27 protein-coding genes are annotated in these 25,849 nt (G+C 59.5%); 22 read left to right on the plus strand and 5 right to left on the minus strand.

What is annotated here, in order from left to right; genetic code table 11:
* Positions 1 to 4 precede the first annotated feature (4 nt).
* The 3 genes from glgX to asd all read right to left on the minus strand — a co-directional run bounded on the left by glgX (position 5) and on the right by asd (position 5,504).
* Complete coding sequence (gene glgX, locus DG357_RS21225; protein ID WP_069733643.1) at positions 5 to 1,978, minus strand: glycogen debranching protein GlgX; 1,974 nt, start codon at positions 1,976 to 1,978, stop codon at positions 5 to 7.
* Positions 1,975 to 4,161, minus strand: coding sequence for a 1,4-alpha-glucan branching enzyme (gene glgB, locus DG357_RS21230; RefSeq protein WP_088205106.1), 2,187 nt, complete (start codon positions 4,159 to 4,161; stop codon positions 1,975 to 1,977). The genes glgX and glgB overlap by 4 nt, the downstream gene beginning before the upstream one ends.
* Before the next feature lie 239 nt (positions 4,162 to 4,400).
* Positions 4,401 to 5,504 carry an aspartate-semialdehyde dehydrogenase gene (gene asd, locus DG357_RS21235; protein WP_022649649.1) on the minus strand — a complete coding sequence of 368 codons (1,104 nt, stop codon included), beginning with the start codon at positions 5,502 to 5,504 and terminating at the stop codon, positions 4,401 to 4,403.
* A 177-nt stretch (positions 5,505 to 5,681) separates the two neighbouring features.
* Between asd and yhgN the strand changes: the two genes are divergently transcribed.
* The gene (yhgN, locus tag DG357_RS21240; RefSeq protein WP_003861574.1) at positions 5,682 to 6,275 is read left to right on the plus strand and encodes an NAAT family transporter YhgN; all 594 of its coding nucleotides are present in this window, start codon (positions 5,682 to 5,684) and stop codon (positions 6,273 to 6,275) included.
* Between the two features lie 64 nt (positions 6,276 to 6,339).
* On the opposite strand, the gene tusA is transcribed toward yhgN, so the two are convergent.
* On the minus strand, positions 6,340 to 6,582 hold the full coding sequence (gene tusA, locus DG357_RS21245; RefSeq protein WP_032653764.1) for a sulfurtransferase TusA: 243 nt from the start codon (positions 6,580 to 6,582) through the stop codon (positions 6,340 to 6,342).
* Positions 6,583 to 6,749: 167 nt separating this feature from the next.
* Between tusA and DG357_RS21250 the strand changes: the two genes are divergently transcribed.
* Together DG357_RS21250 and DG357_RS21255 are read left to right on the plus strand one after the other, a co-directional pair.
* A complete protein-coding gene (locus DG357_RS21250; RefSeq protein WP_028014693.1) occupies positions 6,750 to 7,415 on the plus strand; it encodes a 7-cyano-7-deazaguanine/7-aminomethyl-7-deazaguanine transporter in 666 nt (221 codons plus the stop codon).
* Between the two features lie 72 nt (positions 7,416 to 7,487).
* Positions 7,488 to 8,045, plus strand: a complete 558-nt coding sequence (locus DG357_RS21255; RefSeq protein ID WP_028014694.1) for a DcrB family lipoprotein — start codon at positions 7,488 to 7,490, stop codon at positions 8,043 to 8,045.
* Positions 8,046 to 8,049: 4 nt separating this feature from the next.
* Here the strand turns inward: DG357_RS21255 and DG357_RS21260 are convergent, their stop codons facing one another.
* Complete coding sequence (locus DG357_RS21260) at positions 8,050 to 9,267, minus strand: MFS transporter (protein ID WP_041911894.1); 1,218 nt, start codon at positions 9,265 to 9,267, stop codon at positions 8,050 to 8,052.
* Between the two features lie 145 nt (positions 9,268 to 9,412).
* On the opposite strand from DG357_RS21260, the gene DG357_RS21265 reads away from it, so the two are divergent.
* The 19 genes from DG357_RS21265 to DG357_RS21355 all read left to right on the plus strand — a co-directional run bounded on the left by DG357_RS21265 (position 9,413) and on the right by DG357_RS21355 (position 25,848).
* Positions 9,413 to 10,462 carry an AI-2E family transporter gene (locus DG357_RS21265; RefSeq protein WP_041911893.1) on the plus strand — a complete coding sequence of 350 codons (1,050 nt, stop codon included), beginning with the start codon at positions 9,413 to 9,415 and terminating at the stop codon, positions 10,460 to 10,462.
* 320 nt (positions 10,463 to 10,782) lie between these two features.
* Positions 10,783 to 11,172, plus strand: coding sequence for an LptM family lipoprotein (locus tag DG357_RS21270; RefSeq protein ID WP_088205107.1), 390 nt, complete (start codon positions 10,783 to 10,785; stop codon positions 11,170 to 11,172).
* A 68-nt stretch (positions 11,173 to 11,240) separates the two neighbouring features.
* Entirely contained in the window at positions 11,241 to 12,305 is a 1,065-nt protein-coding gene (locus tag DG357_RS21275) for a class I SAM-dependent methyltransferase (protein ID WP_088205108.1), read from the plus strand.
* A 47-nt stretch (positions 12,306 to 12,352) separates the two neighbouring features.
* A complete protein-coding gene (locus DG357_RS21280) occupies positions 12,353 to 13,075 on the plus strand; it encodes a beta-ketoacyl synthase chain length factor (protein ID WP_045631447.1) in 723 nt (240 codons plus the stop codon).
* Positions 13,072 to 13,887 carry a lysophospholipid acyltransferase family protein gene (locus DG357_RS21285; protein ID WP_059357253.1) on the plus strand — a complete coding sequence of 272 codons (816 nt, stop codon included), beginning with the start codon at positions 13,072 to 13,074 and terminating at the stop codon, positions 13,885 to 13,887. Before DG357_RS21280 ends, DG357_RS21285 begins: the two co-directional genes overlap by 4 nt.
* Positions 13,868 to 14,125, plus strand: a complete 258-nt coding sequence (locus tag DG357_RS21290; protein WP_028014701.1) for a phosphopantetheine-binding protein — start codon at positions 13,868 to 13,870, stop codon at positions 14,123 to 14,125. The genes DG357_RS21285 and DG357_RS21290 overlap by 20 nt, the downstream gene beginning before the upstream one ends.
* Before the next feature lie 10 nt (positions 14,126 to 14,135).
* Positions 14,136 to 14,387: an acyl carrier protein gene (locus DG357_RS21295; protein WP_024908875.1), complete on the plus strand. Its 252-nt coding sequence runs from the start codon at positions 14,136 to 14,138 to the stop codon at positions 14,385 to 14,387.
* 6 nt (positions 14,388 to 14,393) lie between these two features.
* Positions 14,394 to 14,981: a COG4648 family protein gene (locus DG357_RS21300; protein ID WP_048960816.1), complete on the plus strand. Its 588-nt coding sequence runs from the start codon at positions 14,394 to 14,396 to the stop codon at positions 14,979 to 14,981.
* Entirely contained in the window at positions 14,974 to 16,335 is a 1,362-nt protein-coding gene (locus DG357_RS21305) for a class I adenylate-forming enzyme family protein (protein WP_088205109.1), read from the plus strand. Before DG357_RS21300 ends, DG357_RS21305 begins: the two co-directional genes overlap by 8 nt.
* A complete protein-coding gene (locus tag DG357_RS21310; RefSeq protein ID WP_028014704.1) occupies positions 16,322 to 16,675 on the plus strand; it encodes an ApeI family dehydratase in 354 nt (117 codons plus the stop codon). Before DG357_RS21305 ends, DG357_RS21310 begins: the two co-directional genes overlap by 14 nt.
* Positions 16,666 to 18,357 (plus strand): glycosyltransferase family 2 protein, encoded by a 1,692-nt coding sequence (locus tag DG357_RS21315; protein ID WP_088205110.1) that lies wholly within the window; start codon positions 16,666 to 16,668, stop codon positions 18,355 to 18,357. Before DG357_RS21310 ends, DG357_RS21315 begins: the two co-directional genes overlap by 10 nt.
* A 3-nt stretch (positions 18,358 to 18,360) precedes the next feature.
* Positions 18,361 to 18,783 (plus strand): acyl-CoA thioesterase, encoded by a 423-nt coding sequence (locus DG357_RS21320; protein WP_028014706.1) that lies wholly within the window; start codon positions 18,361 to 18,363, stop codon positions 18,781 to 18,783.
* Entirely contained in the window at positions 18,780 to 19,385 is a 606-nt protein-coding gene (locus DG357_RS21325) for a LolA family protein (RefSeq protein WP_088205111.1), read from the plus strand. The genes DG357_RS21320 and DG357_RS21325 overlap by 4 nt, the downstream gene beginning before the upstream one ends.
* Positions 19,354 to 21,678 (plus strand): MMPL family transporter, encoded by a 2,325-nt coding sequence (locus tag DG357_RS21330; protein ID WP_088205112.1) that lies wholly within the window; start codon positions 19,354 to 19,356, stop codon positions 21,676 to 21,678. The genes DG357_RS21325 and DG357_RS21330 overlap by 32 nt, the downstream gene beginning before the upstream one ends.
* Complete coding sequence (locus DG357_RS21335; protein WP_028014709.1) at positions 21,675 to 22,253, plus strand: DUF3261 domain-containing protein; 579 nt, start codon at positions 21,675 to 21,677, stop codon at positions 22,251 to 22,253. Before DG357_RS21330 ends, DG357_RS21335 begins: the two co-directional genes overlap by 4 nt.
* Position 22,254: 1 nt before the next feature.
* A complete protein-coding gene (locus DG357_RS21340; protein WP_088205113.1) occupies positions 22,255 to 23,424 on the plus strand; it encodes a beta-ketoacyl-[acyl-carrier-protein] synthase family protein in 1,170 nt (389 codons plus the stop codon).
* Positions 23,421 to 23,894, plus strand: a complete 474-nt coding sequence (locus DG357_RS21345; RefSeq protein ID WP_047362581.1) for an ApeP family dehydratase — start codon at positions 23,421 to 23,423, stop codon at positions 23,892 to 23,894. Before DG357_RS21340 ends, DG357_RS21345 begins: the two co-directional genes overlap by 4 nt.
* Complete coding sequence (locus DG357_RS21350; protein WP_049000486.1) at positions 23,891 to 24,622, plus strand: 3-ketoacyl-ACP reductase FabG2; 732 nt, start codon at positions 23,891 to 23,893, stop codon at positions 24,620 to 24,622. The genes DG357_RS21345 and DG357_RS21350 overlap by 4 nt, the downstream gene beginning before the upstream one ends.
* The gene (locus tag DG357_RS21355; RefSeq protein ID WP_028014713.1) at positions 24,619 to 25,848 is read left to right on the plus strand and encodes a beta-ketoacyl-ACP synthase; all 1,230 of its coding nucleotides are present in this window, start codon (positions 24,619 to 24,621) and stop codon (positions 25,846 to 25,848) included. The genes DG357_RS21350 and DG357_RS21355 overlap by 4 nt, the downstream gene beginning before the upstream one ends.
* The last annotated feature ends 1 nt before the right edge of the window (position 25,849 follow it).

A 25,849-nucleotide genomic window follows, 5' to 3' on the forward strand; every position in this document is an offset into this window, starting at 1 on the left:
TTTATCATCTTTGGAATACGCACACTCCGTGCGCAGGCCCGTGCCAGACAGCCATTACTACCGGATTATCCGCTCCGGCAAAGGGGGGAACAGCTCGCCACTCCCCGTCAGGTAAAACAATCTCTGCGACGTCGTCCGTCGCGTTCAGCGTCACCAGCCACTTATCCGAAAGCAGGATTTGCAGGCAGGTGATGCCGTGTTGCCACTCTTGCGCGCTCAACGGCTGCGCGTCTTTATTCAGCCAGCTAACGTTGCCGTCGCCCTCTTCCCACCAGCTGTCGGCGGTAAGGGCGGGGATCTGCTGGCGAAGGTGGATCAGCGCCGCGGTGAAATGGGTCAACCCGCTGTTCGCCTCCCCCCAGTCAAGCCAGGTTAAGGTATTGTCCTGGCAATAGGCGTTGTTATTGCCGTGCTGGCTGTGGCCGTGCTCGTCGCCCGCCAGCAGCATCGGTGTGCCCTGAGACAGCAAAAGCGTCGTCAGCAGCGCATGAACGCTGGCGCGTCGCCGCTCGATCACATCCAGACTTCCGCCTAACCCTTCTATACCATGATTGAAGCTATGGTTATTGTTAGTGCCATCGCGATTCTCTTCGCCGTTGGCCTCATTGTGTTTCTGATTGAAACAAACGCAGTCGCGCAGCGTAAAACCGTCATGCGCCGTCACCAGGTTGATGGTGGCCGACGGACGTTTTCCGTCGCGCTTAAAGAGATCGCTGGAGCCGGCAAAGCGTCCGGCGAACTCGCCCAGCGACAGATCGCGCGCCAGCCAGAAGCGGCGGATGGCATCGCGGTAGTGGTCGTTCCACTCGGCAAACAGCGGCGGGAAGTTCCCCACCTGATAACCGCCTTCACCAATGTCCCAGGGTTCCGCAATCAGCTTCACCGTTGAGAGCACCGGGCAGTTTTTTATCGCCTCAAACAGCGGCGCCTGCTGGCTAAATGCTGGAGTGCGCCCCATCACCGGCGCCAGGTCGAAACGAAAACCGTCCACGTGGAACGTCTCTACCCAGTATTTCAGGCATTCGTACGCGTAATGCGTAACGGCCGGATGGCTGAGGTTGAGGGTATTACCGCACCCGGTCCAGTTCTCGTAATCGCCATCTTCCCTGATCCAATAATAGCTACGGTTATCGATTCCGCGCTGTGAGAGCGTCGGGCCGTCAAGATCGCTTTCCGCACTGTGGTTCAGCACCACGTCCAGAATGACCTCAATGCCCGCGGCGTGGAGTGCCTTCACCGCGTCGCGAAACTCGTCCCGCGCTTTCTCCGGATGCACCGCGTAGCGCGGGTCGAGAGCGAACATCGCCAGCGGGTTGTAGCCCCAGTAGTTGCTTAACCCAAGACGCTGAAGACGCGGCTCGCTGGCGAAATGCGCCACCGGAAGCAGCTCCAGCGCGGTGATGCCCAAATGCTTCAGGTAAGCGACCATTGTCGGATGCCCCAGCGCTTTGTAGGTGCCGCGCATCTCTTTGGGGATCGACGGATGCAGGTAGGTCAGCCCTTTGACGTGCGCTTCATAGATGACGGTGCTACCCCACGGCGTGCGCGGCGGGGCATCGTCTTCCCAGTCGTAGAGATCGTGCACCACCGCGCTTTTCGGCGCGACGGGCGCGCTGTCGCGGTGGTCCGGCTCGCCGTAGCCGACGTGGAACAGCGGGTCGTCTTTAAACTCGCCGTCCACGCGGCGCGCGCACGGGTCAATCAGCAGCTTCGCCGGGTTAAACCAGTGCCCCTGAGATGGCTCCCACGGGCCGTGTACGCGGAAACCGTAGTGCATTCCCGGACGCCCGCCGGACAGGTAACCGTGCCAGATGTCTCCCGTGCGGGACGGTAAATCGTAACGGTGCTCGTTACCCTCCCCGTCAAACACGCAGAGCTCCACCCGCTCCGCGTGAGCAGAAAAGAGCGTGAAGTTCACCCCCTTTCCATCAAAACTCGCGCCGAGCGGTTCGGGTTTACCTGCCGTAAGCTGCGTCATTCTCCCTCCCGCATCAGCCAGATGGTGCCAAGCGGCGGCAGCGTCAGGCTCAGGGAGTTTGGACGCCCGTGGCTTTCAATCGCATCGCTCTGCACCAGCCCGCCGTTACCGGCGTTACTGCCGTGGTAATGCATGGAATCGGTATTCAGGATCTCGCGCCATTTGCCCGGCTGGTTAATGCCGAAGCGGTAGTGTTCGCGCGGCACCGGCGTGAAGTTGCTGGCGACGATAATCTCGTTGCCCGCTTTATCGCGACGTACAAAGACAAACACCGAGCGCTCGTGGTCGTCCACCACCAGCCACTCAAAGCCGTACGGATCAAAGTCCAGCTCGTGCAGCGCTTTGTGGTGGCGGTAGGTCAGGTTCAGGTCGCGCACCAGACGCTGTACGCCGTGGTGCCAGTTGTCGCCGCCCTCCAGCAGATGCCAGTCGAGGCTGGTGTCGTGGTTCCACTCGCGACCCTGGGCGAACTCATTGCCCATAAACAGCAGCTTTTTGCCCGGGAAGGCAAACATCCAGCCGTAGTAGGCGCGCAGGTTGGCAAACTTCTGCCACGCGTCGCCCGGCATGCGGTCGAGAATGGATTTTTTGCCGTGCACCACTTCATCGTGCGACAGCGGCAGCATGAAGTTTTCGGTGTAGTTGTAGAGCAGCCCGAAGGTGAGCTTATCGTGGTGATACTGACGATAAACCGGGTCGAGCTTCATGTAGTCGAGCGTGTCGTGCATCCAGCCCAGGTTCCACTTGTACCAGAACCCCAGGCCACCTGATGACGGAGGGCGGGAGACGCCCGCAAAGTCCGTCGACTCTTCCGCCATGGTCACGGCGCCTTCCACCTGCTCGCCAATGATGCGGTTGGTGTTGCGCAGAAATTCAATCGCTTCGAGGTTTTCACGGCCGCCATACTCGTTCGGGATCCACTCTCCCTCTTTGCGGCTGTAGTCGCGGTAGATCATCGAGGCCACCGCATCCACGCGCAGGGCATCAATGCCGAAGCGTTCGATCCAGTACAGCGCATTCCCCACCAGGTAATTCGACACTTCACGGCGACCGTAGTTGTAGATCAGCGTGTTCCAGTCCTGGTGATAGCCTTCGCGCGGGTCGCTGTGCTCGTACAGCTTTGTGCCGTCGAACTCTGCCAGCGCAAAATCGTCCGACGGGAAATGGCCCGGCACCCAGTCGAGGATCACGTTCAGCCCGGCGGCGTGCGCGGCATCAATGAAATAACGGAAATCATCGCGCGTGCCGAAGCGCCGCGTGGGCGCATACAGCCCGGTGGGCTGATAGCCCCAACTGCCGTCGAACGGGTGCTCGTTAACCGGCAGCAGTTCGAGGTGGGTAAAGCCCATCCATTTGGCGTACGGCACCAGCTGGTCGGCGAGCTCCCGGTAGCTGAGCCAGAAGTTGTTATCGGTGTGGCGGCGCCAGGAGCCGAGATGCACTTCGTAAACGGAGATCGGCGCATCAAAGCGGTTGGCCTGCTTGCGCTCCTCGGTCTGAACGACCTTCTCCGGCAGGCCGCAGATCAGCGATGCGGTATCCGGGCGCATCTGCGCCTCGAAGGCGTACGGGTCGGCTTTAATGCGCAGGTTGCCGTGCGCGTCGATCATCTCAAATTTGTAGAGCTGGCCATTATGCGCCCCGGGGATAAACAGCTCCCAGATGCCCGTCTCACGGCGCAGGCGCATCGGGTGGCGGCGACCGTCCCAGTAGTTGAACTGCCCAACGACGGAGACGCGCTGGGCGTTTGGCGCCCATACGGCAAAGCGCGTGCCGGTGATACCGTCCATGGTATCCGCATGGGCACCCAGCGTTTCGTAGGGGCGTAAATGGGTCCCTTCGGACAGCAGCCAGGCATCCATCTCTTTTAAGAGCGGCCCAAAGCTGTAGGGATCATCAATCAGGTTTTGCTGGCCATGCCAGATAACGGCGAGCTGATAGCGAAAGGGGTTTTTACGGCGGGGCATGACGCCCGAGAAGAAGCCGCGCGAGTCGAGGCATTCCAGATTACCCACCTTGCGGCCGGTTTTGGGTTCGATAACCCACACTTCTGTCGCATCCGGCAACAGCGCCCGAACTTCCAGTCCGGCCTCTGTACGGTGCATCCCTAGCACAGAAAAGGGGTCAGCAAAATGACCCGCAATAAGCGCATTAATCACGTCTCTCGAAATACGATCGGACATGGTATTCATCCTGTTTTTTTATGTCGCCCTTTTTACGCGCTCCGGGACGACTTTTAATGTGACCTAAACGGTGCAGTTGATCCTCTCTGCTCCGCCCTACCCTCAGGTGAGAAATAAATCTTCCTTAAAGCATAGCCAACGTCGTGGTTCCTCCTGATAAAAAATAAGACATCTGCGTTTTACTCCATGTAGTACGCAAAAAAAGGGGGTGACAATCACCCCCTGTGTTTAACAAATTATTACGCCAGCTGGCGCAGCATGCGGCGCAGCGGCTCGGCGGCCCCCCACAGGAGCTGGTCGCCGACGGTGAACGCGGAGAGATACTCCGGCCCCATGTTCAGCTTGCGCAGGCGGCCAACCGGCGTGGTCAGCGTGCCGGTAACGGCAGCCGGGGTCAGTTCACGCATGGTGATATCACGATCGTTTGGTACCACTTTCGCCCACGGGTTGTGCGCGGCCAGCAGCTCTTCCACGGTCGGAATAGACACATCTTTTTTCAGTTTAATGGTGAAGGCCTGGCTGTGGCAGCGCAGCGCGCCGATACGCACGCACAGACCGTCAACCGGAATGGTATTCGCGGTGGCGAGGATTTTGTTGGTCTCCGCCTGGCCCTTCCACTCTTCGCGGGTCTGGCCGTTATCCAGTTGTTTGTCGATCCACGGGATCAGACCGCCGGCCAGCGGTACGCCGAAGTTATCCACCGGCAGCTCGCCGCTGCGGGTCAGCTGAGTGACTTTGCGCTCGATGTCGAGGATGGCGGACGCCGGGTTTGCCAGCTCGGTCGCGACGCTTTGGTGCAGCTGGCCCATCTGGGTCAGCAGCTCGCGCATGTGGCGCGCGCCGCCGCCGGACGCGGCCTGGTAGGTCGCCACGGAGACCCACTCCACCAGGTCCTGCGCGAACAGGCCGCCGAGGGACATCAGCATCAGGCTGACGGTGCAGTTACCGCCAACAAATGTTTTCACGCCGTTGTTCAGGCCGTCGGTGATGACGTCCTGGTTAACCGGGTCGAGAATAATGATGGCATCGTCTTTCATGCGCAGTGAAGAGGCCGCGTCAATCCAGTAGCCCTGCCAGCCGCTTTCACGCAGCTTTGGATAGATTTCGTTGGTATAATCGCCGCCCTGGCAGGTCACAATAATGTCGAGTGCCTTCAGCGCTTCCAGATCGTAAGCGTCCTGCAACGTGCCTGTGGTACCACCAAAGGACGGAGCAGCCTGGCCGAGCTGGGAAGTGGAGAAGAAGACCGGGCGGATAGCGTCGAAATCGCGCTCTTCAACCATGCGTTGCATGAGTACAGAGCCGACCATACCGCGCCAGCCGATGAAACCAACGTTTTTCATAGCATTTTTTTCCTGCTGAGGGTGTGTGCTGATTGTGCAAGCCAGTATTGAACTGGGATATGCTTCACATTACAAAATGCTGCCAAAGTCGCAAGCGAAATTAATCGATGATTGCCCGGCAATCAGAAATACAGCTAATTATCATAATAACCATAGAGAGTTTCAGGGATAATTTACATGAGTGAAATCATTTCAGCAGCGGTTTTATTGATCCTGATAATGGATCCACTGGGCAACCTGCCCATCTTCATGTCGGTGCTGAAGCACACCGAGCCGAAGCGCCGCCGGGCGATCATGATCCGCGAGCTGCTTATTGCCCTGCTGGTGATGTTTATCTTCCTGTTTGCCGGTGAAAAAATTCTCGCGTTCCTGAACCTGCGCGCCGAAACGGTTTCCATTTCCGGCGGGATTATTCTGTTCCTGATTGCCATTAAGATGATCTTCCCGAGCGCCGAAGGCAGCAGCAGCGGCCTGCCCGCAGGCGAAGAGCCGTTTATTGTGCCGCTGGCGATTCCCCTCGTCGCGGGGCCAACCATTCTGGCGACGCTGATGCTGCTGTCGCATCAGTATCCGAATCAGATGAGCCATCTGGTGATTGCCCTGCTGATTGCCTGGGGCGGAACATTTATTATTCTGCTGCAGTCGTCGCTGTTCCTGCGCCTGCTGGGTGAGAAAGGGGTGAACGCGCTGGAGCGTCTGATGGGGCTGATTCTGGTAATGATGGCGACGCAGATGTTCCTGGACGGCATCCGGGCGTGGATGAAAGGATGACTTTCTCCCTCTCCCCGTGGGAGAGGGCCGGGGTGAGGGCATCAGGCCGCAGGGGACAGCCCACCTACCCCTTACGAATCAAATACCGGTACGGCAGCGTTTCCGTCTGCTGCGCCACCAGCTCATGCTCCATAAAGGTACAAAAACCGGGAATATCGCGCGTGGTGGCCGGATCGTCGGCAATAATCAGCAGCGTTTCACCGGTCTGCATGTTACGCACGGTCTTACGTACCATCATTACCGGCTCCGGGCAGCGAAGGCCCTGGGCATCAAGGGTGTGGTCTGGGCTGGAAAACAGGTCGGTCATGATCTTCTCGGTCAGATAAAAACGGCTGTAGTTTACGCCCCGGCGCGGGCAATGCAAACCAGGTTAACGATTGCGCAAAAACTAACCATTGCAATGTCCAGCCAAAGCAGTATCATGCTGCGGTTTTTATTGGGTTCCCTCACCCCAACGTATAAAAAGGTCACAATATGACGCAGTTCTCTGAATCACAGCGCGTAAAAGCGTTGTTCTGGCTTTCGCTTTTCCATTTGCTGGTGATCACCTCCAGCAACTACCTGGTGCAGCTCCCGATCTCCATTTTTGGTTTTCATACCACCTGGGGCGCGTTCAGCTTTCCGTTTATTTTCCTCGCCACCGATCTGACCGTGCGTATCTTCGGCGCACCGCTGGCACGCCGCATTATCTTTGCGGTCATGCTTCCGGCGCTGTTCATCTCGTACGTGATCTCCTCCCTGTTTTACATGGGAAGCTGGCAGGGCTTTGAGGCGCTGACACACTTCAACCTGTTTGTCGCCCGTATCGCCGCGGCAAGCTTTATGGCCTACGCGCTGGGGCAGATCCTCGACGTGCACGTGTTTAACCGCCTGCGTCAGAATCACCGCTGGTGGATGGCGCCGACCGCGTCCACGCTGTTCGGCAACGTGAGCGATACGCTGGCCTTCTTCTTCATCGCCTTCTGGCGCAGCCCGGATGCCTTTATGGCCGAGCACTGGATGGAGATCGCGCTGGTGGACTACTGCTTCAAGGTGCTCATCAGCATTGTTTTCTTCCTGCCGATGTACGGCGTGCTGCTGAATATGCTGCTGAAAAGGCTGGCAGATAAATCTGAAATCACGGCATTGCAGGCTGGTTAAGGGTTCGCTTTATCAGTTGTGATAAGATGGGTGAATGAGCCGCTATGGCCGTTTATCGAAAGGAAGAAGTCAATGCGCAATCTGGTTAAATATGTCGGGATTGGCCTGCTGGTTGTGGGTCTTGCAGCCTGTGATAACAGCGACACGAAAACGCCTGCTCAGGGCGCATCCGCAGAAAGCAACGCGACCGGTCAGCCGGTGAATCTGATGGATGGCAAACTCAGTTTCTCTCTGCCAGCCGATATGACTGACCAGAGCGGCAAGCTGGGCACCCAGGCGAATAACATGCACGTTTACTCCGACGCAACCGGCCAGAAAGCGGTCATTGTGATTGTGGGCGACGACACCAGCGAAGACCTGGCCGTCCTGTCCAAACGTCTGGAAGATCAGCAGCGCGGCCGCGATCCGCAGCTGCAGGTGGTAACCAATAAATCCATCGAGCTGAAAGGCCATAAGCTGCAGCAGCTGGACAGCATCATCTCCGCTAAAGGCCAGACCGCCTGGTCTTCTGTGGTGCTGGGCAAGGTTGATAACAAACTGCTGACCCTGCAGATCACCCTGCCAGCGGAAGATCAGCAGAAAGCGCAGACGGCTGCTGAAAACATCATTAACACCATCGTGATCCAGTAACCCTTCACGACGATGACGTGGCCTCCGGTGCCTGCACCGGGGGCCATTTTTTTAGCCGCCACGTCAGCAGCAGGGCAATTATCACCAGACCCGCCGCGGCAAGATAGATCACCGGTACCCCCGCCCAGGCCATCACCAGCCCCGCCAGCGGCCCGGTTATGCCTAAAGACATATCCATAAATACCGTATAGGTCGCCAGCGCCGCCCCCTGGTTCTGCTGCGGCACCGCTTTAACCGCCACCACGCCCAGCGCCGGGAAGACCAGCGAGAAACCGGCTCCCGCCAGGAAGACGCCAATTTTCGCCATCCAGGGCGCGCTGGCGATGCCGGTTAACAGCAGCCCGACAATCTCTACCGTAAAGCAGATCATCGCCACGTTCAGCCCGCCCAGACGGTTGATACCGTTCGGGAAAAGCAGGCGTGCGCCAACAAACGCACCGCTGAAGAGGGTTAACGCAAAGGCCGCGCCCTCCCAGCCTTTGGCGTCATAAAACAGGGTAATGAAGGTCGCAATGACGCCGAAGCCGGTGGTCGCCAGGGCCAGCGCCATGCCGTACGGCCAGACGCGCCCCAGCACGGCCCGAAACGGCAGCGGCTTGCCCTTGCTGGCCTTCACCTTCGGGCGCGGCAGCGCAAACAGTATCGCCACAAGCGCGACCGCTATAATGGTCAGCGACAGTCCATACAGACCGCCAAAGGCGTAACAGGCCACGCCAAGCGGCGCGCCGAGCGCCATCGCCCCGTAGGTGACGATCCCGTTCCACGAGATAACCCGGCCAATGTGTGGTGCACCGACAACCCCCACACCCCATAGCGTCGAGCCGGTTCCTGCCAGGCTTTGCCCAATCCCCAGAATGACGCGGCCCAGGCAAAGCAGCGCCAGGCTGACCAGCGGCCAGTGGCTGGTAGCGGCAGCCAGCAGGTAGCTCAGACCACTGAGGAAACAGCCGCACAATCCCACTACCACGATGCTTTTGGGACCGAACAGGTCGGCATAGCGCCCGGCGTGCGGGCGGCTAAGGAGCGTGGCGAAATACTGCAGGCTGATGACCAGCCCCGCCCAGAACGCGCTAAAACCCATCACGTCGTGGACGTAGCCCGGCAGAACCGCCAGCGGCAGGCCGATCGTTAAATAGCTGGCAAAGTTGAAGATAACGACGGAAACAATGCGCAGATTGAGGCGCAATCCGCTCAGTGCCGGTTCGGCGGCAGGTTCTGGCATGGGGTTCTACCTGAATTTTTTGCAACAGTGTTTCACTATTACCACGGAGCAATAAGAAAATCAGCCCCGACTTTCAGATTATCGGTGCCAGACGAAGCGGCCCTAAGGCACTACACTTATCGGGTCATCTTATTAAGGAACGCGCATGTTAGCTCCCCAGCCTGATAAAGCAGGACTCCACATCTTATTAAAACTCGCCTGTCTGGTGGTTATCCTTGCGGGTATACATGCTGCCGCTGACATTATCGTCCAGCTCCTGCTGGCGCTCTTTTTTGCCATTGTCCTCAATCCGCTGGTGACCTGGTTTTTACGCCGGGGCGTGAGCCGCCCGGTGGCCATCACCATCGTGGTTATCGTGATGCTGATTGGCCTGACGGCGCTCTTCGGCGTACTGGCGGCATCGCTGAGCGAATTCTCCACCATGTTGCCGCAGTACAATAAAGAGCTGACGCGTAAAATCGTCGCGCTGCAGGAGATGATGCCCTTTCTTAACCTGCATATTTCCCCAGAACGGATGCTGCGCAGGATGGATTCCGAGAAGGTCATGACCTACGCCACCACGCTGATGACCGGTCTTTCCGGCGCGATGGCCAGCATTTTGCTGCTGGTCATGACGGTGGTGTTTATGCTGTTCGAAGTGCGCCATGTTCCGTATAAGCTGCGCTTTGCTTTAAATAACCCGCAAATACACATTGCCGGCCTACACCGCGCCTTAAAGGGCGTCTCCAAATATCTGGCGCTGAAAACGCTGCTAAGCGTCTGGACCGGGATTATTGTCTGGCTGGGGCTGATGCTGATGGATGTTCAGTTCGCGCTGATGTGGGGGGTGCTGGCGTTTCTGCTGAACTACGTGCCGAATATTGGCGCGGTGCTTTCCGCCGTGCCGCCGATGATTCAGGCGTTTCTGTTTAACGGTTTCTACGAATGTATGCTGGTCGGGGCGCTGTTCCTCGTCGTGCATATGGTGCTGGGCAATATTCTTGAACCGCGCATGATGGGGCACCGGCTGGGCATGTCGACGCTGGTGGTGTTTTTATCCTTGCTGATTTGGGGATGGCTGCTGGGCCCTGTCGGCATGCTGCTGTCGGTCCCGCTGACCAGCGTATGTAAAATCTGGATGGAAACCACCAAAGGGGGCAGCAAGCTGGCGATCCTGCTTGGGCCGGGGCGGCCGAAAAGCCGGTTGCCGGGGTAACGTATCTGTCTGTGTAAACGGGTTTATACCGTCAAATACCGCGACGCTCACCGTCGCGGTATTTTTATTTGCGTTAAGGCTTATTCCTTCCGTTTTTTTATCAACTCACTCAGATTTCGCTTAAATGCCCCCCCCCTTAAAGCAAATTAAAAAAAACGGAATGATTAATTATTTTGCGTGATATTATACCCCGCCTTAGCGACGACGTAATGTAAACATTAATATTGATTAAAAACACACCTGACTTAATCCCTAAGCCTGGTGATGCTTATTTGTAAAAAACACTACCTTTAATTGTTATTATTGATATGGAGTTGTTGATGAAAAAGCTCGTTAAATGGTGCGCTGCCGCCGTATTCGTTGGCACACTGGCTGGCTGTGCGCGTACCGCCCCTATTGCTCAGGTTCACTCTGTCGTGAGCGCGGGTCATACTGCCGATCAGGTGAAAACAGCCATTTTGAAAGCAGGCCAGAAGCGTGACTGGATCATGACGGAAGCGGGCCCGGGCGTGATTAAGGGCCGTCTGCAGGCACGCGATCACTCGGTCCAGGTGCGTATTCCCTACTCTGCGACAAGTTATTCAATTAATTACGAAAGCAGCCTGAACCTGAAAGCGGCAGACGGTAAAATTCACAAAAATTATAACCGCTGGGTGAACAACCTCGACCACGATATTCAGCTGAACCTTTCTGCGGGTGCCGCGCTGTAATATTTTTCTAAAGTCGGGCCGGACATGGCCCGATAACCTCATTTCTTACCCTGAAAGGTTACGCAACAATGTACGAAAAGGACACGCTCAGCGCGCTGGATGCCATTACCGAAGCGCAACGCATCGCTTTTGCGCCGATGTTATTTCAGACCGCGCTTTGTCTGCGTAACTCGGGCGCTCTCGCCTGGCTCGATAAACAGGGTAATAAGGGGGCGAGCCTCGACGAAATAACCGAAAACAGCACACTGAGCAGTTATGCCGTCAGCGTATTGTTAGACATGGGATTAAGCGGGCGGATAATTACTTATAAAGAAGGTCGTTATTTCCTGGCGAAAGTGGGCCATTTCTTACTCCACGATCCCATGACCCGCGTTAATATGGATTTCACGCAGGACGTCTGTTACCAGGGGTTATTTCATCTGGCCGATGCCCTGCAGAAAGAAAAACCGGCTGGATTATCCGTGTTTGGCGACTGGCCAACCATCTATCCGGCTTTATCCCAGCTTCCTGCCCCGGCAAAAGAGAGCTGGTTTGCCTTCGATCATTACTATTCCGACGCCGCTTTTGACGCTGCGTTGCCATATATATTCGCAAGCTCGCCGACAAAATTGTACGATGTGGGCGGAAATACAGGTAAATGGTCGTTACGCTGCTGCCGCTATGACGACAATGTTGCCGTGACGATCCTCGATCTCCCGCAGCAGATAGCGCTGGCGCAGGAAAACATCGAAAAAGCAGGTTTTTCTCATCGTATTGGATTCCATGCTGTCGATATGCTTAGTCCTTCGGCATTGCCGGGAGATGCCGACGTCTGGTGGATGAGCCAGTTCCTCGACTGTTTCTCTCCGGATCAGATTGTCGCCATGCTGACGCGCGTCGCAGAGGTCATGAAGCCTGGCGCACGGTTGTGCATCATGGAGCTTTTCTGGGATGCCCAGAAATATGAAGCGGCGGCTTTCAGCCTGAATGCCACCTCGCTCTATTTCACCTGTATGGCGAATGGCAATAGCCGGTTTTACAGCGTAGAGAAGTTTTATCACTACCTGGAAAGGGCGGGCTTCAGCATAGCACAGCGGCTGGATAACCTTGGGGTAGGTCATACCCTGTTAATTTGCACCAAACGTGAACAATAGCGCAGCCTGGCTGCCCTTTGAATACGGTATTCCGCGGACGCGCGTAGATGAAATTTTCACTGAACATTATTGACTGGCAGGCAAGAGCGCCAGGACTAAGCGATGCCGCAGAGTGGCAGGCGTGGTCGCGCCTGCAGTCGACCATCGACCCGACGGCTCCTCTACCCCGCCTGACCGCGTTACCCATGATGACCGCGCGCCGCCTTAACTCAGGCAGTAAGCTGGCGGTGGATATTGGTCTTGCCATGCTGCAAAGCCACGCCATAGACGCCGTCGTCTATTCCAGCCGCCACGGCGAGCTGGAGCGCAATTACCGTATTCTGCATACGCTGGCGACCGGGCAGGCCGTCTCGCCTACCGACTTCGCCATGTCCGTGCATAATTCCGCGGTGGGCAATCTCACGATCGCCGCTCGCCAGCCTGTTGTCTCATCATCCATTTCCGCCGGGCTGGACACCTTCCAGCAGGCCCTGTGTGAAGTGCTGAGCCTGCTGCATGCGGGCTACTCCCGCGTCCTGCTGGTGGATTTTGACGGCGCGCTGCCAGAATTTTACCATCCGGCGTTACCGCCGCAGATGCCTACCTGGCCGTACGCGGTGGCGCTGGTGATTGAAGCCGGCAGCGAATGGCAGTGCGAAACCCGCAGCGGCAGCACGGGCGAGGAAGCCGCCCTGCCGCAAAGCCTGATGTTCCTGCAACGCTATCTCCGTGAGGAACAACAGTTTGTGGTGCCCGGCGAACGTTTGCTGTGGCAGTGGGCGCGCCAATGAACCGCCTGACCGCCCGGATCAACTGGCTATGGCGTCTGGCCATGACCGGATTCTGCTTCGTGCTGTTTGGCGCGGGCGGGCTGCTGTTGTCGCTGGTCTGGTTCAACCTGCTGCTGATTGCCCAGCGCGATCGCGCCAAACGCCGTCGCCTGGCGCGCCGCAGCATCGCGGCCAGCTTCCGCTTCTTCTTAACCGTTGCCCGCGGCACCGGGGTGCTCGACTATCGCATCCACAATCTTGATGCTCTGCGCGGCGATCGGGGCTGCCTGGTAGTGGCTAACCACCCTACGTTAATTGACTACGTGATTCTGGCGTCGGTAATGCCCGAAACCGACTGTCTGGTGAAAAGCGCGTTACTGCGCAATCCGTTTGTCAGCGGCGTTATCCGCGCGGCGGATTATCTAATTAACAGCGAGGCCGAGCCTCTACTCGCCGCCAGCCAGCAGCGTCTGGCCCAGGGCGAAACGCTGTTAATCTTCCCGGAAGGGACGCGTACCCGCCCAGGTGAGGCGATGTCCCTCCAGCGCGGCGCGGCAAATATCGCCGTGCGCTGCGGCAGCGATCTGCGGATCGTACTCATCCACTGCAGCGAGCACCTGCTGGATAAAAAAAGCCGCTGGTATGATGTACCGCCCGCAAAACCTGTCTTTACCGTCGATGTGCGCGATCGCGTGAACATCGACGAATTTTACGATGCAAGGCAACAAGAACCGGCACTGGCGGCAAGGCAGTTAAACCGGCACCTGCAGCATCGATTAACATCAGGCCTTCAATCTTTGTCAGGAATTAATGATGCAAGCGCTTTATCTTGAAATTAAGAATCTCATTATCACCACGCTGAATCTGGACGAGCTTACCGCAGAGGATATTGATACCGATGCCGCGCTGTTTGGCGACGGGCTGGGTCTCGACTCTATCGACGCGCTGGAGCTGGGTCTGGCGGTGAAAAACCAGTATGGCGTGGTGCTTTCTGCCGAAAGCGAAGAGATGCGCCAGCACTTCTTTTCCGTCGCCACCCTGGCGTCCTTTATCCACGCCCAACGCGCCTGAGATGTGAACTATGACCGAACAAGAAACCATTTATCAGGAAGTCTGCGGCCTTCTGACCAAACTCTTTGAAATCGACCCGCAGGACATTACGCCCGAAGCCCGTCTTTACGAAGACCTGGAGCTGGACAGCATTGACGCGGTGGACATGATTGTCCATCTCCAGAAGAAAACCGGTAAGAAAATCAAGCCGGAAACCTTCAAATCGGTTCGTACCGTTCAGGATGTGGTAGACGCCGTCGAACAGCTGCTGCGCGAAGAGTAAGACACCGTGCGTGGTGGACGGACGTTCCCGGTCATCCCACTTCTGACGGGGCTGATGCTGCTGGCGTGGCCCTTCCTGATTGGATTTGGGCTGACGCATAACAGCCTGCCGTGGCTGCTGCCGGTGATGGCGCTGCTGTTGCTGCTGCGGCTGCGTCAGGCGCGGCGTAACACCGGCCCGATGCGGTATGTGGTGCAGTGCGTGGCGCTGGCGGGGATCGCGCTCTGCGCGGCAAGCTACCTGCTGAAAACCCACCAGTGGCTGCTGTTTTACCCTGTGGTCGTTAATCTTGTGATGCTCGCCGTCTTCGGCGGTTCGCTCTGGACAGCGATGCCGCTGGTCGAACGCCTGGCGCGCTTACGTGAGCCAAATTTGCCGCCGGAGGGCGTGCGCTATACCCGCAGGGTGACCCTCGTCTGGTGCGGATTTTTCATCGGCAACGGGGCGATGGCGCTGTATACCGTCCTGCACGGCGACATGCACCTGTGGACGCTGTGGAACGGTATGGTGGCTTACATCCTGATGGGGACGCTGATGGCGGCAGAGTGGCTGGTGCGCCAGCGGGTGATAAAAAAAGAGATGCAGAATGACTAACCCCCTTCCGCTGGGCCAGTGGTTAAACGCGCCCCGCCCTGACGACACGCCCGTCGCCTGGCTCGACGATCGTACCTGGACGCTGGGCCAGCTGCGCCACGACGTGACGTTACTGGTCGACACCCTGCGTCAGCAGGAAGGCGAGCGCTGGGCGCTGTGCTTTGAAAACAGCTACTTGTTTATTGTTGCGCTGCTGGCCTCGCTGCATGCTGGTAAAACGCCGGTCATTCCCGGCCATAGCCGCGTTTCGCTGCTTGAGGAGCAGCAGCCGCTGTTTAGCGGCGTCCTGAGCGATCGGTCCCTCGATATTGACGGGCAGCTGATTGTGGTAGCCTCCCGCCACCAGACGATCGCCCGCTGGGTACCCCTGCCGGAGATTAACGAAAACCGCTTCGTCGAGCTGTTCACCTCCGGCTCCACGGGAACGCCGCGCCGGGTGGTTAAGCACATCGTCAGCCTGGATCGCGAAGCCCGCCTGCTGGCTGACCGCTTCGGCGAACGCCTGGCTGGCTGTAGCGTTGTGGCCTCCGTCGTCCCGCAACATCTCTATGGCCTGACATTTCGCATCGTACTGCCGATGGCGATGGGCCTGCCGCTGCATGCCGCGATGCTCTACTACGCAGAGCAGCTGGCCGCCCTTCCTCATGACCGGCATTACCTGTTCATCAGCAGCCCGGCGTTCCTGAAGCGCCTGGATACCGAACTGGCCGCGCCGCCCGTCAGGATGCTGATTTCCGCGGGCGGAATGCTGCCCTGGCGTGACGTCTCCGCCACGGTTGGCTGGCTTAACATCTGGCCGGACGAAATTTATGGCAGCACCGAAACCGGGATCCTCGCCTGGCGCCATCGCGTGGAAGATAACCTGCCGTGGCTACCCTTCCCCGGCGTAAACTTCCATCAGGAAGATGACGCCTGCCGCGTCACTTCGCCACTTATCCATGAGGCTGAAGGACTCCAGCTGGACGATATCCTCCACTTCGACAGTGAGGGGCTGTTTAGCATCGCCGGTCGTCGCGGGCGGGTGGTCAAAATTGAAGAAAAGCGCATCTCGCTTAACGAGATCGAGCGTCGCCTGCTGGAGCTTGACGGCGTTTGCGAGGCGGCTGCGCTGCCGGTTACGCGCGGGGGCCGTCAGGGGATTGGCGTCCTGCTGGTGCTGGATGAGGCGGTTCGTCAGCGCTGGCATCTGCAGGATAAAAAAGCCCAGGAGTTCGCCTGGCGACGCGCCCTGCTGCCGTGGCTTGAGCCGGTCGCCGTTCCACGCTACTGGCGCATTGTCGATGAGATGCCGGTAAACAGTATGAACAAGCGTGTCTATGCGCAGTTAGAGGAGTTATTTCATGAAAATTCATGAAATCGAGCGCCATCAGGCACAACCGGAGAAGCTGGAGATCGTGTTGCATCTCGACGCCTCTCTGTTCTGGTTTCAGGGCCATTTTGCCGTACAGCCGCTGCTGCCCGGCGTTGCGCAGCTTGACTGGGTGATGCACTACGCAACGACTTTACTGGCACCGGGCTACCGCTTTCACAGCATTCAAAACGTGAAGTTCCAGGCGCCTCTGCTGCCGGAAACCACGGTGACGCTGGTGCTTGAGTGGCATGCCGGGCGCAAACTGCTGACCTTCAGCTACCTGCGTCATGACGGAGCTGAACGCCATACCGCCAGCAGCGGGAAAATTCGTCTATGTCAGTAACCTTCCGCCCCTGCGTGCTGATCCCGTGCTACAACCACGGCGCCACGATGGCCAGCGTGCTGTCGCGCCTCTCGCCGTTTGGCCTGCCGTGCCTGGTGGTGGATGACGGCAGCGAAGCCGCCACCCGCCAGGAGCTTGAGCGGCTGGCGGCGGAGCAGCCGCAGATGACGCTGGTCCGTCTGGCACAAAACGCCGGCAAAGGTGCCGCGGTCATCAGGGGGCTGGAGGAGTGCGCGCGTGCGGGCTATACCCACGCCCTGCAGGTGGACGCGGACGGCCAGCATGCCATCGAAGATATTCCCAAAATGCTTGCGCTGGCGGAGCGCCACCCGGACGCGCTGATTTCCGGCCAGCCCATTTACGATGATTCTATCCCGCGCTCGCGGCTCTACGGGCGCTGGGTCACCCACGTCTGGGTATGGATTGAGACCTTATCCCTGCAGCTTAAAGACAGCATGTGCGGCTTTCGGGTCTACCCGGTCTCGCCCACGCTGCGGCTCGCCGCGCGTGAAACGCTCGGTAAACGGATGGACTTTGACACCGAAGTGATGGTCCGTCTCTACTGGCAGGGCAACACCAGCGTCTTTCTGCCCACCCGCGTGACCTATCCGCAGGACGGGTTGTCCCACTTCGACGCGTTGAAAGATAACGTGCGGATCTCTCTGATGCATACCCGGCTGTTCTTCGGCATGCTTCCGCGCATTCCCGGCCTGCTCTTCCGTCGACGCGGCCAGCACTGGGCGCAGCAGGACGAGGTTAAAGGCCTGTGGGGCATGCGCCTGATGCTGCGCATCTGGCAGCTGCTGGGGCGGCGGGCGTTTACCGTGCTGCTGTGGCCGGTGATCGGCGTCTACTGGCTTATCGCGCGTCCAGCACGGCAGGCTTCGCGGCAGTGGATTGCACGGGTGAAGCAGGTGCTGATACAGCGGAACATGCCTGTTCCAGCACGGCTCAACAGCTTTTTCCATTTCATGCGCTTCGGCAACGCGATGCTGGACAAAGTCGCCAGCTGGCGCGGCGAGCTGAAGTTTAAGCGCGACGTGGTCTTTGCTCCCGGCGCGAGCGAAACGCTTAATATCGCGGCGCCGCAGGGCAAGCTGCTGCTGGCCTCGCATCTTGGCGACGTAGAAGCCTGCCGGGCGCTGGCCCAGCTGGACGGCAGCAAAACCATCAACGCCCTGGTCTTCAGCGAGAACGCCCGGCGTTTTAAGCAAATTATGAGCGAAATGGCGCCCCAGGCCGGCGTGAATTTGATGTCGGTCACCGACATCGGCCCGGACACCGCCATTGCCATCAAAGAGAAGCTTGAGCGCGGAGAATGGGTCGCGATCGTGGGCGACCGCATCGCCGTCAACCCGCAGCGTGGCGGCGAGTGGCGGGTGATCTGGAGCCCGTTCATGGGCCAGCCCGCACCGTTCCCTCAGGGGCCGTTTATCCTGGCCTCCATCCTGCGCTGTCCAGTGGTATTGATTTTCGCCCTGCGCCAGCAGGGTAAGCTCGTCCTGCACAGCGAGCCGTTTGCCGACCCGCTGATCCTGCCGCGCGGGGAACGCCAGCAGGCGCTGCAGGCTACCGTCGATCGCTACGCGCAGCGGCTGGAGCATTACGCCCTGATGTCGCCGCTCGACTGGTTTAATTTTTTCGATTTCTGGCATCTGCCAGAGTCCAGAGAGAAGGAGTAAAGGGTGCTGACCGATCCCCGCTTTACGACTGAAGTTGAGATCACCGTTCCGTTCCACGACGTCGATATGATGGGTGTGGTCTGGCACGGCAACTATTTCCGCTACTTTGAGATCGCCCGCGAGGCGCTGCTCAATCAGTTTGACTATGGCTATCGCCAGATGAAAGCCTCCGGCTACGTCTGGCCCGTTGTCGACACGCGGGTGAAATACCGCGATGCGGTGACCTTTGAGCAGCGCATTCGCGTTCGCGCGCAGATTGAAGAGTATGAAAACCGCCTGCGCATTGCCTATCAAATTTTCGATGCGCAGACCGGCAAACGCACCACCACCGGCTACACCATCCAAGTGGCGGTGGAAGAAGCCACCCGCGAAATGTGCTTTGTCAGTCCGGCAGTACTGTTTGAACGTATGGGAGTCACGCCATGAAATGGTTGCCTTTGCTGGCGCTGCTCGTCAGCCCGCTGGTCAGCGCCGTGACGCTGGATGAACTGCAGCAGCGTTTCACCGAGCAGCCCGTTGTGCGCGCGCACTTCGAACAGGTCCGCACGATAAAAGATATGCCGCAGCCGCTGCGCTCGCAGGGCGAGATGCTGATCGCCCGCGACAGCGGCCTGCTATGGGATCAAAAAGCGCCGTTTCCAATGACGCTGCTGCTGGACGACAAGCGGATGGTTCAGGCGATCAACGGCCAGCCGCCGCAGACCATCACCGCCGAAAATAATCCGCAGATGTTCCAGTTCAACCACCTGCTGCGGGCCCTGTTCCAGGCCGACCGCAAGGTGCTGGAAGAGAACTTCCGCATCGATTTTAAAGACCTGGGCGCGGGCCGCTGGTCGCTGGTGCTTACCCCAAAAACGACGCCGCTGGACAAGATTTTCGCCACCCTCGATCTGGGCGGCGCGACCTATCTTGAGACGATCCGCCTGAACGACAGGCAGGGCGACCGTACCGATATCGCCCTTTCAAACCACCAACTGACGCCCGCCAGCCTGACCGATGACGAACGCCAACGCTTTGCCGCACCGTAAATCCCTGCGCCCGGCGCTGCTGTGGGCCACGGTATGTCTGGTTATGCTGGGCGTGCTGCTGTCGCTGCTGCCCGGCGCGCGGCTGAACAGCAGCGTGCTGGCCATGCTGCCGAAGCAGACGCTGGGGGCGATCCCTCCGGCGCTCAACGACGGGTTTATGCAGCGTCTCGACCGCCAGCTGGTCTGGCTGGTCAGCCCCGGCAAAGAACCCGATCCGCGCGTGGCGCAGCAGTGGCTTGAACTGCTGCACAGCAGCGACGCGCTCCGCGAGGTCAAAGGCCCGATGGACGCCGCCGGGCAAAAGGCCTGGGGAGAGTTCTTCTGGCAGCACCGCAACGGGCTGATTGATCCGGCCACCCGTGCCCGCCTGCAAAACGGCGGAGAAGCGCAGGCGCAGTGGATTTTATCCCAGCTCTATTCCGCCTTCTCCGGCGTCAGCGGTAAAGAGCTGCAAAACGATCCGCTGATGCTGATGCGCGGCTCGCAGCTCGCCCTGGCGCAAAACGGCCAGAAGCTGCGGCTGATGAACGGCTGGCTGGTCACGCAAGATGAAGCGGGAAACTACTGGTATCTGCTGCACGGCGAACTGGCGGGCTCGTCATTTGATATGCAGCAGACCCACCGGCTCGTGACGACGCTTAATGCGCTGCAACAGACGCTGAAAGCGCGTTACCCGCAGGCGCAGCTGCTTTCGCGCGGGACGGTGTTCTACAGCGATTATGCCAGCCAGCAGGCTAAACGCGACGTCTCAACGCTGGGCATCGCCACCCTGCTTGGGGTGATCCTGCTGATCGTGGCGGTGTTCCGCTCTCTACGCCCGCTGCTGCTGAGCGTGCTCTCCATTGCCATCGGCGCGCTGGCGGGCACGGTGGTGACGCTGCTGCTCTTTGGCGAACTGCACCTGATGACGCTGGTGATGAGCATGAGCATCATCGGTATTTCGGCCGACTATACGCTTTACTACCTGACCGAACGGATGGTGCACGGCGCGGATCACTCCCCCTGGCAAAGCCTGGCCAAAGTGCGCAATGCGCTGCTACTGGCGCTGCTGACGACCGTCGCCGCCTACCTGATTATGATGCTGGCCCCCTTCCCCGGGATCCGCCAGATGGCGGTATTTGCCGCGACGGGGCTGAGCGCCTCCTGCCTGACGGTGATTTTCTGGCATCCGTGGCTGTGCCGGGGTTTGCCGGTGCGCCCGGTTCCCTTTATGGTCCTGATGTTGCGCTGGCTGGCCGCCTGGCGACGCAGTAAAAAACTGTCCGTTGGTCTGCCCGTCGCGCTGGCGCTGCTCTCCGCCGTGGGAATGAGCACCCTGAAGGTGGACGACGACATCGCCCAGCTGCAGGCGCTGCCGAAAGATATTCTGGCGCAGGAGAAAACCATTACCGCCCTGACCGGCCAAAGCGTCGATCAGAAATGGTTTGTGGTGCACGGCGCTTCTCCCCAGCAAACGCTGGAGCGGCTGGAAGCCTTTACTCCCGCGCTGGCCGAGGCGCAAAAGGCGGGGGATCTCACCCGCTGGCGCACCCTGCCGCTGAACTCGCTGGCCCGCCAGAAAAGCGACCTTGCGCTGCTGCGGAACGCCGCGCCTGCGGTGACGAACGTGCTGAAAAGCGCAGGGCTCAACGCCGTTTCCCCCAATCTGGACGCCATGCCGGTCAGCGTGGACGCGTGGCTTGAAAGTCCGGCCAGCGAGGGCTGGCGCCTGCTCTGGCTGACCCTGCCCGATGGGGAAAGCGGCGTGCTCGTGCCGGTGGACGGCGCAAAAAACAGCGCGGCGCTCGGTGAGCTGGCCGCGCGCTATGACGGCGTCGTCTGGGTGGACCGCAAGGCCAGCTTTGACAGCCTGTTTGCCCTCTACCGCACGCTGCTGACGGGGCTACTGTTTGCGGCGCTGGCGGTGATTGCCTGCGGGGCGATACTGCGCCTCGGCTGGCGCAAAGGGCTGATAAGCCTGGTGCCGTCCGCACTGTCGCTGAGCTGCGGGCTGGCCGCGCTGGCCGCAACGGGCCACCCGGTAAATCTGTTTTCACTGCTGGCGCTGGTACTGGTGCTCGGCATTGGCATTAACTACACGCTGTTCTTCAGCAACCCGCGCGGTACGCCGCTGACTTCGATGCTGGCGATTACCCTGGCCATGATGACCACCCTGCTGACGCTGGGCATGCTCGTCTTCAGCGCCACCCAGGCTATCAGCAGCTTTGGTATTGTGCTGGTGAGCGGTATTTTCACCGCCTTCCTGCTGGCACCCCTGGCGATGCCGGATAAGAAAGAGAGAAAACGTAAATGAACGCTGTTTATCGCGCCGTCGCGCTGGCCGCGGCGCTGCTGCTGGCAGGCTGCAGCCATTCGACCGATACCAAAGAGACGCGGCCTCAGGCCTGGCTTCAGCCTGGCACCAAAGTCACTCTGCCGCCGCCCGGCATCAGCCCGGCGGTAAGCTCCCAGCAGCTGCTGACCGGCAGCTTTAACGGGCAAACGCAGTCCCTGCTGGTGATGCTCAACGCGGATGCGCATAAGGTCACGCTGGCTGGCCTCTCTTCCGTGGGCATTCGCCTGTTCCTGGCAACGTACGACGAGAGCGGTATTCATACCGAGCAGTCGATCGTCGTGCCGCAGCTGCCGCCCGCCAGCCAGGTGCTGGCCGACGTGATGCTCAGCCATTGGCCGATTAGCGCCTGGCAGCCGCAGTTGCCGAAGGGCTGGACGTTAACGGACAATGGCGATCGGCGCGAGCTGCGCAACGCCAGCGGCAAGCTGGTGACGGAGATTGTCTACCTCCAGCGCAAAGGCAAGCGCGAGCCGATCAGCATCGAGCAACACGTATTCAAATACCACATCACCATTCAATATCTGGGTGACTGAGATGATTTATATATCCGCTGTTGGCATGGTCAACGCGCTGGGCAACTCGCCTGATGAAATTGCCGCCAACCTGGCTGCGGGCGTGGCGCCGGGCATGCACGCCCGGACCGGCTGGCTGCAGGGAATGCCCGAAGCGGTACTGGGCGGGGTGGAAGGCGAACTGCCGCTCATCCCGGACACCTTCTCTGCACACCGCACCCGCAACAACCAGCTGCTGCTGGCCGCGCTGGCGCAGATTCAGCCCGCCGTTGACGAGGCCATCGCCCGCGTTGGTCGCGACCGCGTGGCCGTGGTGCTGGGAACCAGCACCTCCGGGCTGGATGAAGGCGATGAGCACGTGCGTCTCATGACCGACGGCGAGACCAGCACGCGCTGGCAGTATCCGCAGCAGGAGCTGGGCGATCCGTCCCGCTTTCTCGCCAACTGGCTGCAGCTTGAAGGCCCGGCCTATACGATCTCCACCGCCTGCTCCTCCAGCGCGCGGGCGATGATCGGCGGCAAACGCCTGATCGAAGCCGGGCTGGTAGATATCGCTATTGTCGGCGGAGCAGACACCCTGAGCCGGATGCCCGTGAACGGCTTTAACAGTCTTGAATCCTTCTCCCCCACGCTCTGCGAGCCGTTTGGCCGGGACCGCCGGGGGATCACCATCGGTGAAGCGGCGGCGCTGATGGTATTAAGCCGGGAACCCGCGGACGTGGCGCTGCTCGGCACGGGCGAATCCAGCGATGCGTACCATATTTCCGCCCCGCATCCGCAGGGCGACGGGGCGATAAGGGCTATCACTCAGGCGCTCAGCGAAGCGGGCATGCAGCCGGACGACATCGGCTACATCAACCTGCACGGCACGGCCACGCCGCTCAACGATCAGATTGAATCACAGGTGGTTCACGATCTCTTCGGAGAAAGCGTGCCGTGCAGTTCAACCAAACACCTTACCGGCCACACGCTGGGCGCTGCCGGCATTACCGAAGCGGCTTTGAGCTGGCTTATCCTGACGCGCGATCTGCCCTTGCCGCCGCAGGATTTTTCCCGCTACGCTCCGGACGAGACGCTGGCGCCGTGCGGCCTGCTGCACCAGAACACCGCCCTGAAAAAGCCGGTGATTTTGTCTAACTCGTTCGCGTTTGGCGGCAATAACGCCAGCATTCTGCTGGGGAGAACGTCATGAGCTATCTATCACCCGAAGCCTATTTGCCGCACGATGCGCCCATGATGCTGCTGGGGTCCGTTGAAAATGTGACGGATGACATGGCGGTCTGCCGCGTTGCGGTTGACAGGCAAAGCGTGCTGGCGCCGTTTCTCAATGCCGATGGCGACCTGCCGGGCTGGTACGCGCTCGAGCTAATGGCGCAGACCGTTGGCGTCTGGTCGGGCTGGCATCGTCAGCAGCAGGGGCAGGAACATATCGCGCTGGGCATGGTGCTCGGCGCGCGCGAGCTGGTCTGCGCCAGCGGGCGTTTCGCCAAAGGCTTAACGCTGGACATTACCGTTAAGCTGCTGATGCAGGACGAACGCTTCGGCAGTTTTGAATGCACGATTTGCGCAGGTGAAGAGACGCTGGCCACGGGCCGGGTCAATACCTTCCAGCCGAGTGCAGAAGAATTAACATCGCTTTTTAATCAGGGATCCCACGCATGAGTCGTTCCGTACTGGTCACAGGGGCCAGCAAAGGCATTGGTCGCGCCATCGCCCGCCAGCTTGCCGCTGACGGGTTTACCGTCGGCGTGCATTACCATCGTGATGCCGCAGGCGCGCAGGAGACGCTGGACGCCATCACGCAGGCGGGCGGCAGCGGCCGTTTACTCTCGTTTGACGTAGGCAACCGCGAGCAGTGCCGTGAAGTGCTTGAGCAGGAAATTGATGCCCATGGCGCATGGTATGGCGTGGTCAGCAACGCCGGAATTACCCGCGATGGCGCTTTTCCGGCACTGAGTGAAGACGACTGGGACAGCGTGATCCACACCAATCTCGACAGTTTTTATAACGTCATACACCCCTGCATTATGCCCATGATCGGCACCCGTCAAGGCGGGCGCATTATTACCTTATCCTCCGTCTCCGGCGTGATGGGCAACCGCGGCCAGGTGAACTACAGCGCGGCCAAAGCGGGCATTATCGGTGCCACCAAAGCGCTGGCGATCGAGCTGGCAAAACGCAAAATCACCGTGAACTGCATTGCGCCAGGGCTGATTGATACCGGCATGATTGAGATGGAGGAGGCCGCGCTGAAGGAAGCGATGTCCATCATCCCAATGAAACGTATGGGCCAGGCTGATGAGGTCGCCGGGCTGGCAAGCTATCTGATGTCGGATATCGCGGGCTACGTCACCCGCCAGGTCATTTCGATTAACGGAGGAATGCTATGACGCGTCGCGTGGTGATTACGGGCATGGGCGGCGTCACCGCCTTTGGCGAGAACTGGCAGTCCGTTTCCAGCCGGCTGCTGGCGTATGAAAACGCCGTGCGTAAAATGCCGGAATGGCAGGTTTATGATGGCCTGCACACCCTGCTGGGCGCGCCGATCGACGATTTCGCGCTACCGGAACACTATACCCGCAAGCGTATTCGCGCCATGGGCCGCGTGTCGCTGATGTCGACCCGCGCCACCGAACTGGCGCTGGAGCAGGCGGGGCTGATTGGCGAAGCGGTGCTCACCAACGGGCAAACCGGCATCGCCTACGGTTCTTCGACAGGCAGCACCGGCCCGGTCAGCGAATTCGCGACCATGCTTACCGAAAAGCACACCAATAACATCACCGGGACAACCTACGTCCAGATGATGCCGCACACCACCGCGGTGAATACCGGCCTGTTCTTTGGACTACGTGGCCGCGTGATCCCAACGTCGAGCGCCTGTACCTCCGGCAGCCAGGCGATTGGCTACGCCTGGGAGGCAATTCGCCACGGGTATCAGACCGTGATGGTCGCGGGGGGCGCGGAAGAGCTTTGTCCGTCTGAAGCGGCGGTGTTTGACACGCTGTTTGCCACCAGCCAGCGCAACGACGAACCCAAAACCACCCCCTCGCCGTTCGATACGCAGCGCGATGGTCTGGTGATTGGGGAAGGCGCAGGCACCCTGATTCTGGAGGAGCTGGAGCACGCCAGAGCGCGCGGGGCCACCATCTACGGTGAGATCGTGGGCTTTGCCACCAACTGTGACGCGGCCCATATCACCCAGCCGCAGCGTGACACCATGCAGATTTGCATGGAGCAGTCGCTGGCGATGGCGGGGTTAAGCGCCCGGGATATGGGGTATATCTCCGCGCACGGTACCGCCACCGACCGCGGCGATATCGCCGAAAGCCAGGCCACGGCCGCCATCTACGGTGACAGCGTGCCGGTTTCTTCGCTGAAGAGCTATTTTGGCCACACGCTGGGGGCCTGCGGCGCGCTGGAAGCGTGGATGAGCCTGCAGATGATGCGCGAAGGCTGGTTTGCCCCGACGCTCAATTTAACGCAGCCGGATGAGCAATGCGGGGCTTTAGATTATATTATGGGAGAAGCCCGTCAGATTGACTGCGAGTATCTGCAGAGCAATAACTTCGCGTTTGGCGGCATCAATACCTCGATTATCATTAAACGCTGGGCGTAAC

The organism is Enterobacter bugandensis, assembly GCF_900324475.1.
Taxonomy (GTDB): Bacteria; Pseudomonadota; Gammaproteobacteria; order Enterobacterales; family Enterobacteriaceae; genus Enterobacter; species Enterobacter bugandensis.

Bases quoted from the DNA above. Each gene is read 5' to 3' on its own strand.
- glgX (WP_069733643.1), bottom strand. From the start codon at position 1,978: ATGACGCAGCTTACGGCAGGTAAACCCGAACCGCTCGGCGCGAGTTTT.
- glgB (WP_088205106.1), bottom strand. From the start codon at position 4,161: ATGTCCGATCGTATTTCGAGAGACGTGATTAATGCGCTTATTGCGGGT.
- asd (WP_022649649.1), bottom strand. From the start codon at position 5,504: ATGAAAAACGTTGGTTTCATCGGCTGGCGCGGTATGGTCGGCTCTGTA.
- yhgN (WP_003861574.1), top strand. From the start codon at position 5,682: ATGAGTGAAATCATTTCAGCAGCGGTTTTATTGATCCTGATAATGGAT.
- tusA (WP_032653764.1), bottom strand. From the start codon at position 6,582: ATGACCGACCTGTTTTCCAGCCCAGACCACACCCTTGATGCCCAGGGC.
- DG357_RS21250 (WP_028014693.1), top strand. From the start codon at position 6,750: ATGACGCAGTTCTCTGAATCACAGCGCGTAAAAGCGTTGTTCTGGCTT.
- DG357_RS21255 (WP_028014694.1), top strand. From the start codon at position 7,488: ATGCGCAATCTGGTTAAATATGTCGGGATTGGCCTGCTGGTTGTGGGT.
- DG357_RS21260 (WP_041911894.1), bottom strand. From the start codon at position 9,267: ATGCCAGAACCTGCCGCCGAACCGGCACTGAGCGGATTGCGCCTCAAT.
- DG357_RS21265 (WP_041911893.1), top strand. From the start codon at position 9,413: ATGTTAGCTCCCCAGCCTGATAAAGCAGGACTCCACATCTTATTAAAA.
- DG357_RS21270 (WP_088205107.1), top strand. From the start codon at position 10,783: ATGAAAAAGCTCGTTAAATGGTGCGCTGCCGCCGTATTCGTTGGCACA.
- DG357_RS21275 (WP_088205108.1), top strand. From the start codon at position 11,241: ATGTACGAAAAGGACACGCTCAGCGCGCTGGATGCCATTACCGAAGCG.
- DG357_RS21280 (WP_045631447.1), top strand. From the start codon at position 12,353: ATGAAATTTTCACTGAACATTATTGACTGGCAGGCAAGAGCGCCAGGA.
- DG357_RS21285 (WP_059357253.1), top strand. From the start codon at position 13,072: ATGAACCGCCTGACCGCCCGGATCAACTGGCTATGGCGTCTGGCCATG.
- DG357_RS21290 (WP_028014701.1), top strand. From the start codon at position 13,868: ATGCAAGCGCTTTATCTTGAAATTAAGAATCTCATTATCACCACGCTG.
- DG357_RS21295 (WP_024908875.1), top strand. From the start codon at position 14,136: ATGACCGAACAAGAAACCATTTATCAGGAAGTCTGCGGCCTTCTGACC.
- DG357_RS21305 (WP_088205109.1), top strand. From the start codon at position 14,974: ATGACTAACCCCCTTCCGCTGGGCCAGTGGTTAAACGCGCCCCGCCCT.
- DG357_RS21310 (WP_028014704.1), top strand. From the start codon at position 16,322: ATGAAAATTCATGAAATCGAGCGCCATCAGGCACAACCGGAGAAGCTG.
- DG357_RS21315 (WP_088205110.1), top strand. From the start codon at position 16,666: ATGTCAGTAACCTTCCGCCCCTGCGTGCTGATCCCGTGCTACAACCAC.
- DG357_RS21325 (WP_088205111.1), top strand. From the start codon at position 18,780: ATGAAATGGTTGCCTTTGCTGGCGCTGCTCGTCAGCCCGCTGGTCAGC.
- DG357_RS21330 (WP_088205112.1), top strand. From the start codon at position 19,354: ATGACGAACGCCAACGCTTTGCCGCACCGTAAATCCCTGCGCCCGGCG.
- DG357_RS21335 (WP_028014709.1), top strand. From the start codon at position 21,675: ATGAACGCTGTTTATCGCGCCGTCGCGCTGGCCGCGGCGCTGCTGCTG.
- DG357_RS21340 (WP_088205113.1), top strand. From the start codon at position 22,255: ATGATTTATATATCCGCTGTTGGCATGGTCAACGCGCTGGGCAACTCG.
- DG357_RS21345 (WP_047362581.1), top strand. From the start codon at position 23,421: ATGAGCTATCTATCACCCGAAGCCTATTTGCCGCACGATGCGCCCATG.
- DG357_RS21350 (WP_049000486.1), top strand. From the start codon at position 23,891: ATGAGTCGTTCCGTACTGGTCACAGGGGCCAGCAAAGGCATTGGTCGC.
- DG357_RS21355 (WP_028014713.1), top strand. From the start codon at position 24,619: ATGACGCGTCGCGTGGTGATTACGGGCATGGGCGGCGTCACCGCCTTT.